General features: G+C 64.8%; 14 protein-coding genes. 7 read left to right on the forward strand and 7 right to left on the reverse strand.

What is annotated here, in order from left to right; genetic code table 11:
• Window positions 1-59: 59 nt before the first annotated feature.
• Together DCM80_RS07835 and DCM80_RS07840 are read left to right on the forward strand one after the other, a co-directional pair.
• A complete protein-coding gene (locus DCM80_RS07835) occupies window positions 60-1,655 on the forward strand; it encodes an SEC-C domain-containing protein (protein WP_257196450.1) in 1,596 nt (531 codons plus the stop codon).
• Between the two features lie 198 nt (window positions 1,656-1,853).
• Window positions 1,854-2,627, forward strand: coding sequence for an SDR family NAD(P)-dependent oxidoreductase (locus tag DCM80_RS07840; protein WP_257197893.1), 774 nt, complete (start codon window positions 1,854-1,856; stop codon window positions 2,625-2,627).
• Between the two features lie 473 nt (window positions 2,628-3,100).
• On the opposite strand, the gene DCM80_RS07845 is transcribed toward DCM80_RS07840, so the two are convergent.
• From DCM80_RS07845 to DCM80_RS07870, 6 genes are all read right to left on the reverse strand, one after another.
• A complete protein-coding gene (locus DCM80_RS07845; protein ID WP_257196451.1) occupies window positions 3,101-3,778 on the reverse strand; it encodes a hypothetical protein in 678 nt (225 codons plus the stop codon).
• A 97-nt stretch (window positions 3,779-3,875) separates the two neighbouring features.
• Window positions 3,876-4,358, reverse strand: a complete 483-nt coding sequence (gene greA / locus DCM80_RS07850) for a transcription elongation factor GreA (protein ID WP_257196452.1) — start codon at window positions 4,356-4,358, stop codon at window positions 3,876-3,878.
• 59 nt (window positions 4,359-4,417) lie between these two features.
• Window positions 4,418-4,903 (reverse strand): hypothetical protein, encoded by a 486-nt coding sequence (locus tag DCM80_RS07855; RefSeq protein WP_257197894.1) that lies wholly within the window; start codon window positions 4,901-4,903, stop codon window positions 4,418-4,420.
• Window positions 4,904-5,089: 186 nt separating this feature from the next.
• Window positions 5,090-5,437 carry a hypothetical protein gene (locus DCM80_RS07860; protein WP_257196453.1) on the reverse strand — a complete coding sequence of 116 codons (348 nt, stop codon included), beginning with the start codon at window positions 5,435-5,437 and terminating at the stop codon, window positions 5,090-5,092.
• Window positions 5,438-5,669: 232 nt separating this feature from the next.
• A complete protein-coding gene (locus tag DCM80_RS07865; protein ID WP_257196454.1) occupies window positions 5,670-6,188 on the reverse strand; it encodes a hypothetical protein in 519 nt (172 codons plus the stop codon).
• Window positions 6,189-6,228: 40 nt separating this feature from the next.
• Window positions 6,229-7,776 carry an acetolactate synthase large subunit gene (locus DCM80_RS07870; protein WP_257196455.1) on the reverse strand — a complete coding sequence of 516 codons (1,548 nt, stop codon included), beginning with the start codon at window positions 7,774-7,776 and terminating at the stop codon, window positions 6,229-6,231.
• Between the two features lie 377 nt (window positions 7,777-8,153).
• On the opposite strand from DCM80_RS07870, the gene DCM80_RS07875 reads away from it, so the two are divergent.
• A complete protein-coding gene (locus DCM80_RS07875) occupies window positions 8,154-8,651 on the forward strand; it encodes a L,D-transpeptidase (RefSeq protein ID WP_373569409.1) in 498 nt (165 codons plus the stop codon).
• A 206-nt stretch (window positions 8,652-8,857) separates the two neighbouring features.
• Entirely contained in the window at window positions 8,858-9,673 is an 816-nt protein-coding gene (locus DCM80_RS07880) for a DUF2927 domain-containing protein (RefSeq protein WP_257197895.1), read from the forward strand.
• 153 nt (window positions 9,674-9,826) lie between these two features.
• Here DCM80_RS07880 and DCM80_RS07885 read toward each other — a convergent pair whose 3' ends face one another.
• Window positions 9,827-10,951, reverse strand: coding sequence for a threonine synthase (locus DCM80_RS07885; RefSeq protein ID WP_257196458.1), 1,125 nt, complete (start codon window positions 10,949-10,951; stop codon window positions 9,827-9,829).
• A 315-nt stretch (window positions 10,952-11,266) separates the two neighbouring features.
• Between DCM80_RS07885 and DCM80_RS07890 the strand changes: the two genes are divergently transcribed.
• From DCM80_RS07890 to upp, 3 genes are all read left to right on the forward strand, one after another.
• Window positions 11,267-12,523 carry a GTP cyclohydrolase II gene (locus DCM80_RS07890; protein WP_257196459.1) on the forward strand — a complete coding sequence of 419 codons (1,257 nt, stop codon included), beginning with the start codon at window positions 11,267-11,269 and terminating at the stop codon, window positions 12,521-12,523.
• Window positions 12,524-12,530: 7 nt separating this feature from the next.
• Entirely contained in the window at window positions 12,531-13,769 is a 1,239-nt protein-coding gene (locus DCM80_RS07895) for a URC4/urg3 family protein (RefSeq protein ID WP_257196460.1), read from the forward strand.
• A gap of 168 nt (window positions 13,770-13,937) precedes the next feature.
• Window positions 13,938-14,567, forward strand: coding sequence for a uracil phosphoribosyltransferase (gene upp / locus DCM80_RS07900; protein WP_257196461.1), 630 nt, complete (start codon window positions 13,938-13,940; stop codon window positions 14,565-14,567).
• Window positions 14,568-14,613: the final 46 nt, after the last annotated feature.

Here is a 14,613-nt window from a genome sequence, read left to right on the forward strand (position 1 = left end):
GCGAGCTTCATATCCTAATGGGGCCCTACTCAACCTAAATCTCGCTCCTTAAAGAGCCCATGGCCAAGTTCGGTCGAAATCAACCCTGCCACTGCGGCAGCGGAAAAAAATACAAGCACTGCCACGGTTCGTACCGTGGGTCGCCCGATCCTTTGCCCAATCCGCTGCCCTATTTCCTCCCTCCCGAACCTGACGCGAGCGCCGAGGTGATCCGGCTGCAGCAGCAAGGCAAAGGGAGGCCCATCATCAGCTTTAGGGCCGCAAATCAGCAGATAGTTTCCGTCGGCAACGACGTTCACTGGTCTAGCAAATGGAAGACATTCCCCGACTTTCTGCTCGACTACATCAAGATCAAGCTTGGGCCCGAGTGGGCCGCGGGAGAACTCGCTAAATCGAGTGCAGAACAGCACCCGCTCATGCAGTGGGCGCATCTCTGTTACGAGCACCAAAAGAAGACAATTAAGAACGCCGGTGAAGTCGCGTCCGCCCCGGTCACCGGCGCCGTTGCTGCGTATCTCGGTACCGCGTACGCACTGTATTTGCTACAACACAATGTCGAGCTGCAGGAACGGCTATTGTGCCGCCTTAAAGACATAGGACAGTTTCAGGGCGCCTACTACGAACTGATCGTCGCCAGCACTCTTATTCGGGCCGGCTTCAAGTTAACGTTGGAAGACGAGACAGATGGCAACAATAAGCACTGCGAATTCGCTGCTATCTCAAGCGCAACTGGCAAACGGTATTGGGTCGAGGCCAAAATGCGATCTGTCGCGGGGCTACTCGGCAAGAGCGAGGCGGACGGCGGCGCTGATGACAAGCCACTGCAACGGTTGATACCGCATCTCAATGATGCGCTTGCTAAGCCGGCGGCAGATGATCGTCTAATTTTTATCGACCTCAACGTCCCGACAAAGGTTATCGCCAGCGGAAACCCTCACTGGCTTGAACCCGCGATAAGGCGGCTTGAGCGTTATGAACGCCTTGAAAATGTGGCGGAGGCTAAGGCGCTGATATTCGTTACGAACGCAGACTTTCATCGCGCTCCGAACGATTTTCCAGCGATGGCCGCGGCTCCTTTTGGATTAGGCTTCCCCGACTTCAACAGGTCGGGGCGTATAAGAGTCACCGATCTGTATCGAGCAAGAAGGAAATTTGTTGACGCGTTCGACATCTGCACCGCCCTGCAACACTATCTAGTATTTCCAACTACCTTCGATGGGCGCCTGCCTTCCGATACCTATGGCCAACCGACGTCGGCACGGGTGAGAATCGGCCAAACTTACTTTTTTCCTGAGGCCGGCAATGTTACCGGCACGGTAACATCAGTTCTCGTTCAGGAAGATAAGAAGCAGGCCATAATCGCTGTTCAGACTGATAAGGGCAGCGCGCTATTAGCCGCACCCATGACTAATACGGATTTAGCTGAGTGGAAGGAGTTCGGCGACGCAATCTTTGGTGAAACGCGTAAACGATCAGGCCCTGCCAAGGATCGGTATGACATGTTCGAGTTCTTTGTCGATGCTTACAAAAAACTATCTCGGGACGAGTTGTTGAGGCGCTGCGCGGCTAGCGATGAAGACCTGACACAATTGACCGATGAGGATTTGCTCCTGATGTATTGCGAGGCAATGGTGGCGAGTTTGCCGGAGGCGTAGTGCCCCCGGGTCGCAATGAAGCTGACGACAACCCTTTTCTTCATCAGCGTCCCCACGAATCTCATACGTCATGCAATTGGTCTGACATTATCCATTTTTGACTGGTTGTATGTGATCCACCTGCAACACCTGGGGGCGACTTTGCCAAGGCGCGCGGGCACTTGGAGCGCGTCCCGGGGCATTCGCAAGGATTGGCACATGGCGATCATCTTCATCACCGGCAGCACCGATGGCCTCGGCCGGGCGGCAGCGCAATCGCTGCTCGATCAAGGACACCGCGTGGTGCTGCACGCGCGCTCGGCCGATCGAGCCGACGCACTCGGCGAACTGAGGTCGCGCTGCACGGGCATCGCGATCGGCGATCTCACAAGCGCGGCCGAGACGAAGGCAGTCGCCGAGCAAGTCAATGCGATCGGGCGCATGGACGCGGTCATCCACAACGCCGGCGTCTACACGCGGCCGAACCGTGGCACGACGCCGGAAGGACATGCCGAAACGCTCGCGATCAACACGCTTGCGCCTTACATGCTGACGGCGCTGATCGAACGGCCGAGCCGATTGGTATATCTCAGCAGCGGATTGCACCAGGGCGGAGAAGGTTCCCTCGACGACCTCGACTGGACCAGGCGCCCCTGGGATGCGGCCAAGGCCTATGCCGAGAGCAAGCTGCACGTGGTCGCGCTCGCCTTCGCGCTGGCGCGGCGCTGGCCCAAGGTCCTCTGCAACGCCGTCGATCCCGGCTGGGTGCGCACGAGGATGGGCGGCGCAGGCGCGCCGGTCGATATCGACACCGGGCAACGGACGCAAACCTGGCTGGCGGTCAGCGAGGATTCCGCGGCCCTGGTCAGCGGACACTATTGGCATCATCTCGAGCAGCAGCAGCCGGCCAGCGAGGCGGCGGATCCGACGTTTCAGGACGCGTTGATCGGCAAATTGAGCGCGCTGACGGGCGTTGAGCTGACGGAGGTGTGAGGAACAACGCTGCGGCAAGCGGAGGTGTGCTCCCTCTCCCGCTTGCGGGCTACGGCATTCACACATCGTTGTTGAAGACCGAAAGGATGTCTGATTCCGTGTCCATCCTGGACAGGAGGATGGCATGGAGCTCGGACTGGGACGGTTTGGCGACCGTCGCCTGGAAAAAGGGGGGCTATTACGGCAAGCCGGGTCCGGTCGTCATGCTTCAGGGTTGGCTCGAGTTCCAAGCCATGAAACGCGGCGCCCACCTCATGCTCCCCCCACGGGATAACCAGAGTGATGTGTGAATCCAGTAGCCCCGGCGGGAGAGGGTTGGGGAGAGGGTGTTTCCGCAATGGGACAATCCCCCAGAGGAGAGAACCCTCACCCGGCGCGCGGGACGATGCTTCGCATCGCCCGGACGCGCCGACCTCTACCGCAAGCGGGAGAGGTGAAGGAGCCGCAGCACGGTTCAATCCAACCAGCTCGCTTCACGCAGCCCGCTGTGTCCGCCAGGCCGTGTAGAGACCGGCCAGGGTCCCGATCGCGACCAGCGCGGCGGCCAGCAGCAGCTGCAATTCGCCATCATCGGTGGGGCCGACGGACGACACCAGACGGGTCACGATGACGAACAGAATACCGACGGCGGCCGCGGCGCCGACGCAGAGATAAGCGAGCTCCCGCATCAGATTGCGGCCGAGAAGCCCGAGCGCAGTGAAATACATCGCGCAGGCGTTGGGATGAATGAACAAGGCGATGCGCGCATAACGACCGTAGGCATCGAACAGCGATTCGCATCGGCGCAGGGCCGCCTTCGAGGCCACCCGCTGCAGGAACGGCCTGAAGAAACGAGCCTGTCCGTAGCTGAGAACGGCGCCGAGGATGATGGCGAGCCACGCCACGATGAAGACGGAGCCATCCACGGCCTTGGGACTGAGCGCCACCGACATCAGGATCAAGGCCGTTCCGGGAAAATAGCCGAAGTACGGGAACACCGCTTCCAGCAGCACGCAGACGAACATGAAGGCCGGAAACCATGCCGACCCGGTGGCGCCGTGGACGATCGCGTTCAAGTCGAACAGGCTCGTCCTGTACAGAACGAGGTACATGCACACGGCAAGGCCGGCCAGCGCGTAGAACGGCAACGCTCCCGATAGAAACCGTCTCATCCAACCATCGCGCTTCGTTTGGCGGAGACGACGGCCTCGCGCTGTTCCGGATCATGCTTTAGGCGAACGAGATCGATCCTGTCGATAGCGCGCATTGCTAGGCGATCGACAAAATCTCGATCTCCTGCGCGCCCGCCCCGACGACATCGCCCACCGCCTTGCCTATCAGCGACCGCGCCACCGGCGCGACGAAGGAGATCGTCCCCGCCTTCGGATCGGCTTCGTCCTCGCCGACGATGCGATAGGTCTGCACGCGGCCGTCGGCGCGGCTGAAGGTCACCGTGCTGCCGAAGGCAACGACATCGTTCGATACCGGATCGGGAACGAGCTGCGCCGTGCGCAGCCGCTCCGTCAGATAGCGGGCGTCGCGCAAGGGCACGGCCGATTGCCGCCGCTTCTCGTTGACGTCCTCGATGGCTTGCGCGGCTTCATAGGCCTCGCGGGCTTCTTGAAGCTGGGTCTGCAACGCCTGCAGGCCGGCTTCCGTCACGAGGTTGGGATGCGGCGAGATCGGGCGATCCGGCAACAGCGTCTCGGACGCGGTCTCGGCGCTTTCTTCCTTGGTAAAGGCGACGCTCAATGCAACAATCCTGTCGAACCGTTCCGGGGGCGGCGCCAGGCGACGCCGCTTGTCCCGGACTATATCTCAAGTTCGACGAAACGACGGAGCTTGAAGACGATATCCGGCAGGGCCTGGCGGAACCGCGTTGCATTCTGGAAGCTGGTCGAGAACGGCGCGAAGGTGATCATCGCGTTCCATTGCCGGTAGCCATAGACCGTGATCGAGGCCCCGTTTGCCGGAAAATCCTCCAGCTTGCGCAACTCGCCCTGCACGAGATCGGCGATCGCTTCGGCGGGCAGCAGCTGTCTGCCATCGCGCGTCGTGACGATCTTTGCAGGCTGCTCGACCGGCTCCATCTTGGCCGGTGCAGCGTCGGACGCATCCTCTTGCCGGATCGAGGTCGCCTCGGCGACGGGCGCGGAAACCGGTTCCGCTCCGTTCGCGGGCATTGTCGGCGGTGCCTCGGCGAGCGGCGGCGGTGCAACATTGTCTGCGCGCTTGTTGCCTCCGAGGATGCTGCTGATCATGGCCACAAGGCCAGCATCCTTCACGTCGTCACTCATCATTCCCCCCGGCTTCGGCCTACTCTAGCACTGCTCTCGCAGACCGCCACCGGGGATCTGCGAGCCGCGTCCGCCGGACAGAGGCGGTTCGTCGCAGACCCGTTGGTCGGAGGGCCCGGCCGTTCGAAAGCATCGTTCTTCGAAGCCAGCAGCGGCGCGACACCCAACATCCCGCCGTGCGATCCGTCACCGCTTATCGAACGGAATATACTGGTGGTACTGCTTGGGCACCGAGCTGCGATAGCGCGCGGGCACGGTGCCGGTGTCGACGGAGTGATCGATCTCCTGCTGCCGCGTCATCTTCTTCTTCGCCGGCTTCTTCGACGCGCTCTTCTTGGCGTCGGTCGGCTGGCTGGAGCTGTCGGTGGTCGCAGCCGGTGCCGGTGCCGGTGCCGCCGTCGTCGCCGGCGCGGTGGCTGTCGCCGCAGGCGCGGCGGTCCCGCCGGCGGCGGGCGCGGTCTGGGCCAGCGCGAGCGGTGTCTGCATGATGAGCGCCAGCGCCGCCGCAGCGGCCAGCAAGTATGACTTTTGCATCAGAACCTCCAAAATTGCCTGATCCCAACGGGCCGAAGCTAGGCCCGCGGCATCGACGCGTGCAAGTCTGTCAACATTAGGTCCGATCCCACGCGAGAACTGTGGCCGAGATCACATTGCTCGCCAGTCCGCTGCCGGTCTCGGACGACACGGCGACCGTCAAGGTCACCGGCAAGGCAGACGGGTCGTCGGTGATCACCCGGAGCGGGTCCTACCGGCATGGTTGCAGGTGCTACCCCGCGACGCCGAGGCCGGCCTCCGCGAGCCGCGCCGCGAACCAGCGCGACAGCGTGTCGTCGGCAGCGCTGCTGACATAGACTTCCGACATCGTCACCCGGTCCTTGTCCAGCACCAGCAGCACGCCGATCCAGTAGGGAAACCAGACGTGGACGTCGGTCAGCGCCCTCAGCTTGTGCTGGTCGTGCTCCAGCGGCGTGTGATTGCTCGCCTTGCGGATCTCGACGGCGAGCAGATTGTTCGGGATCTCGCGCTGATGCACGACGACATCGGGATAGATCGACTTTCCCAGATGATCGTCGGTCGAGATGATGGTGCCGTGGGGCAGATGCAGCGTGCGCTCGCCGAGCCGGTCGTAGTTGCAGTCGACCGACCAGCCGGCGAATTGCTTCTCCAGATGCACGGCGAAGCGGTGCGTCAGCGCGCGCTCGCCGATGTCCTTCTCGAACAGGAAGCCCTCGTGGGCGTAGAAGTCCCTGACAGCCGCGACCACCTTGTTCAGCTCGGTCTGCATCGTGCCTCCGGGCTCTCGGCGCTCCGCGTTGCGTACGCCCCTACATCTGGACTTCGATCAGCCGCGGCCCGGGCTCGGCGACGGCTTCGGCCAGCGCCTTGTTGAACTCGTCGGCATTGGTGACGGCGCGGCCAGGCACGCCCATGCCCTTGGCCAGCGCGACGAAATCCAGCGTCGGACGGTCGAGCCTGAGCATGTCGTTGGCGCGCTGGCCGGGCTCGCCGGCGCCGACATTGTCGAACTCGCCGCGCAGGATCTGGTAGATGCGGTTGGCGAACACGATGGTGACGATGTCGAGATTCTCGCGGGCCTGGGTCCACAGCGACTGGATCGTGTACATCGCGCTGCCGTCACCGACCATGGTGATGACCTTGCGGTCCGGGCAAGCGATCGCGGCACCGATCGACAGCGGCGTCGAGAAGCCGATCGAGCCGCCCATGTTCTGCAGCCAGTCGTGGGGAGCTGCCGCCGCGGTCGGCGGGAAGAAGCCGCGGCCGGTGGTCAGGGACTCGTCGACCATGATGGCGTTCTCGGGGATCGCGCACGCGATCGCCTGCGCGATCGAGGCGAACGTCAGCGCGCCGGTCGGCTTGACCAGCTCCTGCAGGGCCTGCGGCTTGACGTCCGCAGGCTTGGCCTTCACCGCGCCGGCGAGCGCCTCGAGCGCGGCGACCGAGTTCTCGCCCCAGGAGGTCATGCGATGGACCTCGCAGCCTTCCGGCTTGAGCATGCTCGGCTTGTTCGGATAGGCGAAGAAGGCCACGGGATCGTCGGACTCGACCAGCACGATGTGACGGAACTTGGCCAGCATCGGCAGCGCCTGCTCGATCACGTAATGGATGCGGTCGATCGAGAAGCGGCCGCGGCCGCGCGCCATCTTGGGCCGGAAGGTCGGGCCCATCACGGTGCAGCCGGTCTTGTTCGCGATGCGCTCGGCGAACGCCAGGCCCTGCTCGCTCAGCGCGCTGCCGGTCATCAGGAGCAGCGTGCCCTCGCCGTCGCCATGCAGGATCTTTGCGGCCTGCTCGACCGCCTGCGGCGAATAGCTCGCGCGCTGCTGCTCGGCCGGGACCTCGGCGATGCCGTCGGCCTCGTTCCAAGCGGTGTCGGCGGGCAGGATCAGGGTCGCGATCTGCGGCGGCGCGCTCTTGGCGGCGGCAATGGCCGCGGCGCCGTCAGCGGCGACCGATTTGGCATCCGGCGAGGTCCGGACCCAGGACGACATCGGCCGGGCCAGGCCCTCGATGTCGGAGGTCAGCGGCGCGTTGTAGCCGATGTGGTAGACCGCGTGCTGGCCGACGATGTTGACGATGCCGGAATTGGCCTTCTTGGCGTTGTGCAGATTGGCAAGGCCGTTGGCGAGGCCGGGGCCGAGATGCAGCAGGGTCGAGGCCGGCGTTCCCTTCATGCGGAAATAGCCGTCGGCCGCGCCCGTCACCACGCCCTCGAACAGGCCGAGCACGCAGCGCATGCCCGGCACGCGATCGAGCGCTGCGACAAAATGCATCTCGGAAGTGCCCGGGTTGGTGAAGCAGACGTCCACCCCGCCCTTGACCATCGTCCGCACCAGGCTTTCCGCACCGTTCATTCTTTTTGCTCCGCAACCGGTCGCTTCCGGCGATCCATGCGATCAATCATTGTTCGCGCGGCCCGTCAAAGCAAGAGCCGGCATCGCGGCCCTGCCCCGCATGACGATGCGCGGGTTTGGCTAATGCTCCGTTCCGGTGGAGTTGGAACGGAGTCTGACGTTCTTGAGCAAATTGACGCGGTTGCCGATTTGGTGACACCATCCGTTAAGGATGCCTGCCTCACGGGCCCGTGGCTTGCGAAATGCCCGCAAATATGGCCTGTGGCTTTCGTTGAATCGATTTTTTTCTGGGGGAAGCAATGATCCGGTTTTTTGCCGCGCAGATCGCCGCAATGGCGCTCGTGCTGGCCGGCACGGCCGACGCATCCGCGGCGGGAATGATAGACTTCACGGGCACCAGTTCCACCGGCTTTCTCGGCAGCGGCGCCAGCCCGATCCCCCGCACCACCGTCATGTACAACGGCAATTATGCGCCCGGCACGGTCGTGGTGAACACGGCCGAGCGCCGGCTCTATCTGGTGCTCGGGAACGGTCAGGCGCTGCGCTACGGCATCGGCGTCGGCCGCGACGGCTTCCGCTGGGGCGGGGTGCACAGGATCACCGCCAAGAAGGAATGGCCGGACTGGACGCCGCCCTCGCAGATGCTGGCCCGCCGCCCCGACCTGCCGCGCCACATGAAGGGCGGCATCGACAACCCGCTCGGCGCACGCGCGATGTATCTGGGCTCGACGCTCTATCGCATCCACGGCTCCAACGAGCCGGAGACGATCGGCCAGGCGGTCTCCTCGGGCTGCTTCCGCATGACCAACGACGACGTCAGCGATCTCTACAGCCGCGTTGCGGTCGGCACCCCCGTGGTGGTGCTGAACAACTAGAGCCAAGTGAGCTTGCGTAGAGTGGGCAAAGGCGCGAAGCGCCATGCCCACGATCTTTCCGATCCGGCCACAGATGCGTGGGCACGCTCCGCTTTGCCTGCCCTACGCACGCTCACTCCCTTGCGACAAACAACGCCGGGGAACCGCGGGACGTGTGACCTTGCGCCCTTGTGCGCGCGGCGTGAATGCGGCAGCGTCGCAGGATGATGAGCGCATTGAATCCGTCCTCGGCTGCCCTTCGTTCCGCCCTGCTGGCGTTGGCGGCGCTCACGTTGATGCCCGACATCACGGTCGCGGCTGCCGCCGGTGAATTGCCCGCAGTCTCCGCGCGCCAGCGCGCCGAGAGGAAGAGCTTTACCGACGGCGAGATCGTCGACGGCTTCCTGAAGACGGCGTTCGGCGCCGAATATCATCTCGCCGGCCGCGTCGACCGCATCCGCAAGTTCGACGGACCGGTGCGCGTCTACGCCGAGAGCGACCGCGCCGATCGCAAGGCGCAACTGGCCAAGGTCGTGGCCGACATCGGCAAGCGCGTGCAGCATCTCGACATAGCCATGACCGCGACCTCCGAAGCGGCCAATGTGCGGGTGAAGCTGGTGCGCGATCGCGACGTCTACCGCACCCTCACCAGCTTCTACGGCGCCGCCAAGGCGCGCGAGATCCGCTCCTCGCTCGACCCGCAATGCCTGTCCGGCTTCCGCAAGAACGACAATTTCGAGATCGAGCATTCCGACGTGATCCTCACCGTCGACAACGGCGATTTCGTCTTTCTCGACTGCGCCTATGAGGAGCTGCTGCAATCGCTCGGGCCGATCAACGACACCACGAGCGTGCCCTGGACCATGTTCAACGACAACGTCTCGATGGGCTATTTCGACGTCTACGACCAGTACATCCTCAATCTACTGTACGATCCCCGCATCAGGGCGGGCATGACCCTCGCCGAGGTCAAGGCCGTGCTGCCCGCCGTGCTCAAGGACGTGCGGGCGTGGGTGAAGCAGGTGAATGATCTGAAGGAGTGAGGTCTCTTTCTCTCTCCCCTCGCGGGAGAAAGAGAGGGCGCCTTGTAGGGTGGGTTAGCGTCAGCGTAACCCACCTCTTTCGTCTCCGCGTCCGCAGAGTGGTGGGTTACGCCCCACGGACTGCGCTTCGCGCATCCGCAGGGCTAACCCACCCTACCCCACCAGATCAGCCACCGTCGTCGCCGCCTTCAGGCCGGTGCCGGTGAGGACCGCGACCGTGGTTTCGTTCGCCTGGATGGCGCCAGCCGCGGACAGCTTGTCCAGCGCCGCCGCCGCGCTGGCGCTGGTCGGCTCCGTGAACAGGCCCTGGCGCGCAAGGCGGCGCAGCGCGGCGACGATCTCAGCTTCCGTGAGCGCAATGGTGCCGCCACCGCTCTCGCGCAGGGCGGCAATGATCTCACGCAGACGCAGCGGATGCTTGATGGCGGTGCCTTCGGCAATTGTCTTGCTTACCTCGCGCGCGACGGGCGTGTCGAGGCCGGCCTGAAAGCTCGCATCGACCGGCGAGCAGTTGAGCGGCTGCGCCGCGAACAGCCGCGGCAGCTTCGATATCTGCCCGGCCTTCTTGAGCTCGCGGAAGCCGAAGGCGCAGCCGAGCAGACTGCTGCCGGCGCCGACGGGAACGATGATGTTGTCGGGCGCGCGGAAGCCGAGGTCTTCCCAAATCTCGTAGGCGAGCGACTTGGTGCCCTCCAGAAAGAACGGCTGCCAATTGTGGCTGGCATAGAAGGTCTGGCTCGACTGGCGGATGGCCTCCGCCTCGGATTCCTCGCGCGGGCCTTCGACGAGCTGCACCGCCGCGCCATAGGCGCGCACTTGCGCGATCTTGGCCGGCGAGGTCGAGGCCGGCGCAAGAATCTTCACGCGCATGCCGCCGGCGGCCCCTAAGCCCGCCATCGACGAGCCGCCATTGCCGGAGGAATCTTCGAGAATGGCCGAGACGCCGATCTGGCGCAGGAACGACAGCATCACGGCGGAGCCGCGGTCCTTGAAGCTGCCGGTCGGGTTGAACCATTCCAGCTTGAACAACGGGCGCAGCTCGCCCCAATCTTGCTGAACCAGCGGCGTGCAGCCTTCGCCGAGCGTGATCGGGTTTGCGATCTCGACCGGCAGTGCGGCCCGGTAGCGCCAGAGCGAGCGCGTGCGACCATCGATATCGTCACGCGAGATGCCGGCTCCCGGCGTCACCAGCAGCGGCGTGCGCTCCTCCGAGCACCAGCGCGGCTGGTCGAGGGGATAGAGCTGTCCGTTGCGGGGGTCGATGTAGCTGGCGGGCATGGGAGTCTCCGGGGCAGAGCCGATCCGGTCGATATGTCCGAAGCTGCAGGTTTTATCCAGTCACCTGTTCGGGCCGCCGAGGCGACCGCCCGCCCTTCAAAAATGACAGCAATTACATAGATATAGCAAACATTCTGGCGCCGCTCTTCGATCCGGACGAGCGCGGGAATGGGTCGCGGCCGCCGCGCACGATTAACTTGTCTGTCGCTCGCCGCGGTTACAATATGTTGGATTGAGCTTGCGCCGCCGGTTCGGCCTCGCAAGCGAGCCAGGCCCGTCCCAGCGGCGGGCCGTTGGCTTTTTGGGAGCCTGGACATGAGCCGCGCCAACCGTACCGACCACATCCGCCTCACCTCGCATCCGGAGCCGGGCCGGACCTCCGCCTTTCCGATCCATTGGGGCGCAGGCGAGGCGCGCGCGCGTGGGCCGGTCATCGGCACGGTGTCGCGCGCCGGCGATCGCAACGTGATCGGCAGCCATGGCGGCTCCTACGCGATGTACCGTGCGCTCGCGGTGTCCGCCGGCGCGCTCGATCCGATTCGCCGGCCCGACCTCACCAACACCTTTCCGGCCGCGACCATCGGGCCGTTCGAGCAGTGGCGGGATCCGGCAAAGATCGTCGCGCTCGATCCCTGGGGGCATCTGGTCGCCGAAAACTTCCGCCAGGAGATCACTGAGGGCGCGGACATCCGGCCGAGCATCGCGGTGACGCGGGCGCGGCTGGACCTGCCGGAGATCCGCGAGGCGCTCGCCGCGAAACGGCTGCGCGCCGACGGCGAGGTCGTGCACGCCAATGGCAGCGTCTCCGTGGTGAAGATCGCGATCGATCCGGTCTGGTACCTGCCCGGCCTTGCGACGCGCTTCGGCACTGGCGAGACCGAGCTGCGCCGCACGCTGTTCGAGCAGACCGCCGGCATGTTTCCCGAACTGGTGACGCGTCCCGACATGAAGGTGTTCCTGCCGCCGATCGGCGGCACCACCGTCTACATGTTCGGCGACGTGACGAAACTGCCGGACCATCACACCAGGATCACCTGCCGCGTCCACGACGAGTGCAATGGCTCCGACGTGTTCGGCTCGGACATCTGCACCTGCCGGCCCTATCTGGTCCACGGCATCGAGGAATCCGCGCGCGGCGCGCAGGAGGGCGGGCTCGGGCTCGTCGTCTACAACCGGAAAGAGGGCCGCGCGCTCGGCGAGGTCACCAAATTCCTGGTCTACAACGCACGCAAGCGCCAGGAGGACGGCGACGCTGCGGCGGCTTATTTCGAGCGCACCGAATGCGTCGCGGGCGTGCAGGACGCGCGCTTCCAGCAATTGATGCCTGATACGATCCACTGGCTCGGTCTGAAGCGCATCGACCGCTTCCTGTCGATGAGCGACATGAAATACGACGCGCTGACCTCGCAGGGAATCGACATCGTCGAGCGCGTGCCGATCCCGCCGGAGCTGATCCCGGCCGACGCCCATGTCGAGATCGCCGCGAAGAAGGCCGCCGGCTATTATTCGACCGACATTGCGCCGGAGAAGGACGTCGATGGCGTGGTCGGACGTTCGCTGGAAAAATACTGATCGCGCCATGGCGGACGCTTTGGAACGACAGGCCCGCTCCCTGCTCAGCGCAGGAGCGGTGCGCGCGCGTGCCGGACAAATGCTCGATATCGGCCTTGCCGGCGGCCTGCGCCACTTCACCGTTGATCTCGACCGCATGGATGGTGTCGCGGAGGCCGTGCTCGCGGTGACGCGACAGGCCTATCCGACGCTGGAGATTCCGTTCCATGCGCGCTGGCGGCATTTTGTGACCGGCGGCGTCGACCGCTGGGCGCGGCTTGCGGACGCTGCATCGTGGCCGGACCGCGCGGCGCGGGCGCGCGCAGAGTTCGACCTCGCCATCGTCAGCGTGCTGCTCGATGCCGGCGCGGGCGCGGCGTGGCGATATCGCGATGCTGTGACGGGACAAGCCATCGGCCGTTCGGAAGGGCTTGCGATCGCGAGCCTCGACATGTTCGCGGGCGGCCTGTTCTCGGGCGACGCCCGCGCGCCGTTCAGGGCTGATGCCGAGGTGCTGGCAAGACTGCCGCTCGCCTCCCTCACCTCCGCCTTTCAGGTCAGCGATGCCAATCCGCTGCTCGGCCTCGAGGGACGCGTCGACCTGCTGCGGCGTCTGGGCACATTGGCGGCGGAGCGCGCCGACGTGTTCGGCCTGCGCGACACGCCACGGCCGGGCGGCCTGTTCGATCACATCGCGGCGCAGGCAAAGGGCGGCACCATTGCCGCGCCGGCGATCCTCGCTGCGGTGCTGAACCAACTCGGACCGATCTGGCCCTCGCGGCTCGAGCTTGCGGGCGTGCCGCTCGGCGATTGCTGGCGCCATCCCGCGATCAAGGCCGACGACGCAACGGCAGGCCTCGTGCCGCTGCACAAGCTGTCGCAATGGCTGAGCTATTCGCTGATCGAGCCGCTGCAGCGCGCCGGTCTCGACGTCACCGACATCGACGGCCTGACCGGGCTGGCCGAATATCGCAATGGCGGCCTGTTCGTCGATCACGAAGTGCTGCGCCTGCGCGACGGCGCCGATGCCGGGCGCGCGCATGCAGTGGATTCTCTGCTGGTCGTGGAATGGCGGGCGCTGACGGTGGCACTGCTGGACCGGCTCGCGGACCTGGTTCGCGCCAAGCTCGGCCGCACGGCGAAGACCTTGCCGCTTGCGAGCATCCTCGAAGGTGGCACCTGGGCCGCGGGCCGCGCCATCGCTTTCGCCCGCCGTCCCGACGGCTCGCCGCCGCTCAAGGTGATCAGCGACGGCACTGTGTTTTAAACCCTCTCCCCTTGTGGGAGAGGGTGGCTTCGCGGAAGCGAAGCCGGGTGAGGGGTTCTCTCCGCGGGGAAGCTCTCACTTAGGAATTCGCGGAACGATACCCCTCATCCGGCGCTTCGCGCCACCTTCTCCCACAAGGGGAGAAGGGAAGAAGAAGAGCATCCCATCATGGAAGGCGTCACGATCGTCGATCATCCGCTGGTGCAGCACAAGCTGACCCTGGTGCGGGACAAATCCATCTCGACCAAATCGTTCAGGGAGCTGATCAAGGAGATCGGCATGCTGCTCTGCTACGAGGTGACGCGCGATCTGCCGCTCGCCGACACCGTGATCGAGACGCCGCTGGCGACGATGCATTCGGCCAAGATCGCCGGCAAGAAGCTGGTGTTCGTGCCGATGCTGCGGGCCGGCACCACCTTCGTCGACGGCATGATGGACCTGGTGCCGACCGCGCGCGTTGCCCATATCGGGCTCTACCGCGAGCCGCACAGCTTTGCCGCCGTCGAGTATTTCTTCAAATCGCCGTCCGACCTCAGCGAGCGCCTCGCCATCGTGGTGACGCCGGTGGTCGCGACCGCCAATACCGCCGTGGCCGCCATTGACCGGCTGAAGGAGCGCGGCGCCAGGGACATCCGCCTCGCCTGCCTGATCGCCGCCCCGGAAGGATTGGAACGGCTGCGCGGACTGCATCCCGACGTGCCGATCTGGACCGCGGCGGTGGACGAAGGGCTCGACGCGAACGGCTTCATCCTGCCCGGCCTTGGCGATGCCGGCGACCGCGCTTATGGAACGCGATAGGTCTTTCGGCGGCGTTCCGCCTGCTTAGGAACAGCTTCGATCGCCA

It is taken from the genome of Bradyrhizobium sp. WBOS08, from assembly GCF_024585125.1.
GTDB lineage: Bacteria > Pseudomonadota > Alphaproteobacteria > Rhizobiales > Xanthobacteraceae > Bradyrhizobium > Bradyrhizobium japonicum_B.

Bases quoted from the DNA above. Each gene is read 5' to 3' on its own strand.
- DCM80_RS07845 (WP_257196451.1), bottom strand. From the start codon at position 3,778: ATGAGACGGTTTCTATCGGGAGCGTTGCCGTTCTACGCGCTGGCCGGC.
- upp (WP_257196461.1), top strand. From the start codon at position 13,938: ATGGAAGGCGTCACGATCGTCGATCATCCGCTGGTGCAGCACAAGCTG.
- DCM80_RS07885 (WP_257196458.1), bottom strand. From the start codon at position 10,951: ATGCCCGCCAGCTACATCGACCCCCGCAACGGACAGCTCTATCCCCTC.
- DCM80_RS07865 (WP_257196454.1), bottom strand. From the start codon at position 6,188: ATGCAGACCGAGCTGAACAAGGTGGTCGCGGCTGTCAGGGACTTCTAC.
- DCM80_RS07895 (WP_257196460.1), top strand. From the start codon at position 12,531: ATGGCGGACGCTTTGGAACGACAGGCCCGCTCCCTGCTCAGCGCAGGA.
- DCM80_RS07880 (WP_257197895.1), top strand. From the start codon at position 8,858: ATGAGCGCATTGAATCCGTCCTCGGCTGCCCTTCGTTCCGCCCTGCTG.
- DCM80_RS07840 (WP_257197893.1), top strand. From the start codon at position 1,854: ATGGCGATCATCTTCATCACCGGCAGCACCGATGGCCTCGGCCGGGCG.
- DCM80_RS07870 (WP_257196455.1), bottom strand. From the start codon at position 7,776: ATGAACGGTGCGGAAAGCCTGGTGCGGACGATGGTCAAGGGCGGGGTG.
- DCM80_RS07890 (WP_257196459.1), top strand. From the start codon at position 11,267: ATGAGCCGCGCCAACCGTACCGACCACATCCGCCTCACCTCGCATCCG.
- DCM80_RS07835 (WP_257196450.1), top strand. From the start codon at position 60: ATGGCCAAGTTCGGTCGAAATCAACCCTGCCACTGCGGCAGCGGAAAA.
- DCM80_RS07860 (WP_257196453.1), bottom strand. From the start codon at position 5,437: ATGCAAAAGTCATACTTGCTGGCCGCTGCGGCGGCGCTGGCGCTCATC.
- DCM80_RS07875 (WP_373569409.1), top strand. From the start codon at position 8,154: ATGATAGACTTCACGGGCACCAGTTCCACCGGCTTTCTCGGCAGCGGC.
- DCM80_RS07855 (WP_257197894.1), bottom strand. From the start codon at position 4,903: ATGAGTGACGACGTGAAGGATGCTGGCCTTGTGGCCATGATCAGCAGC.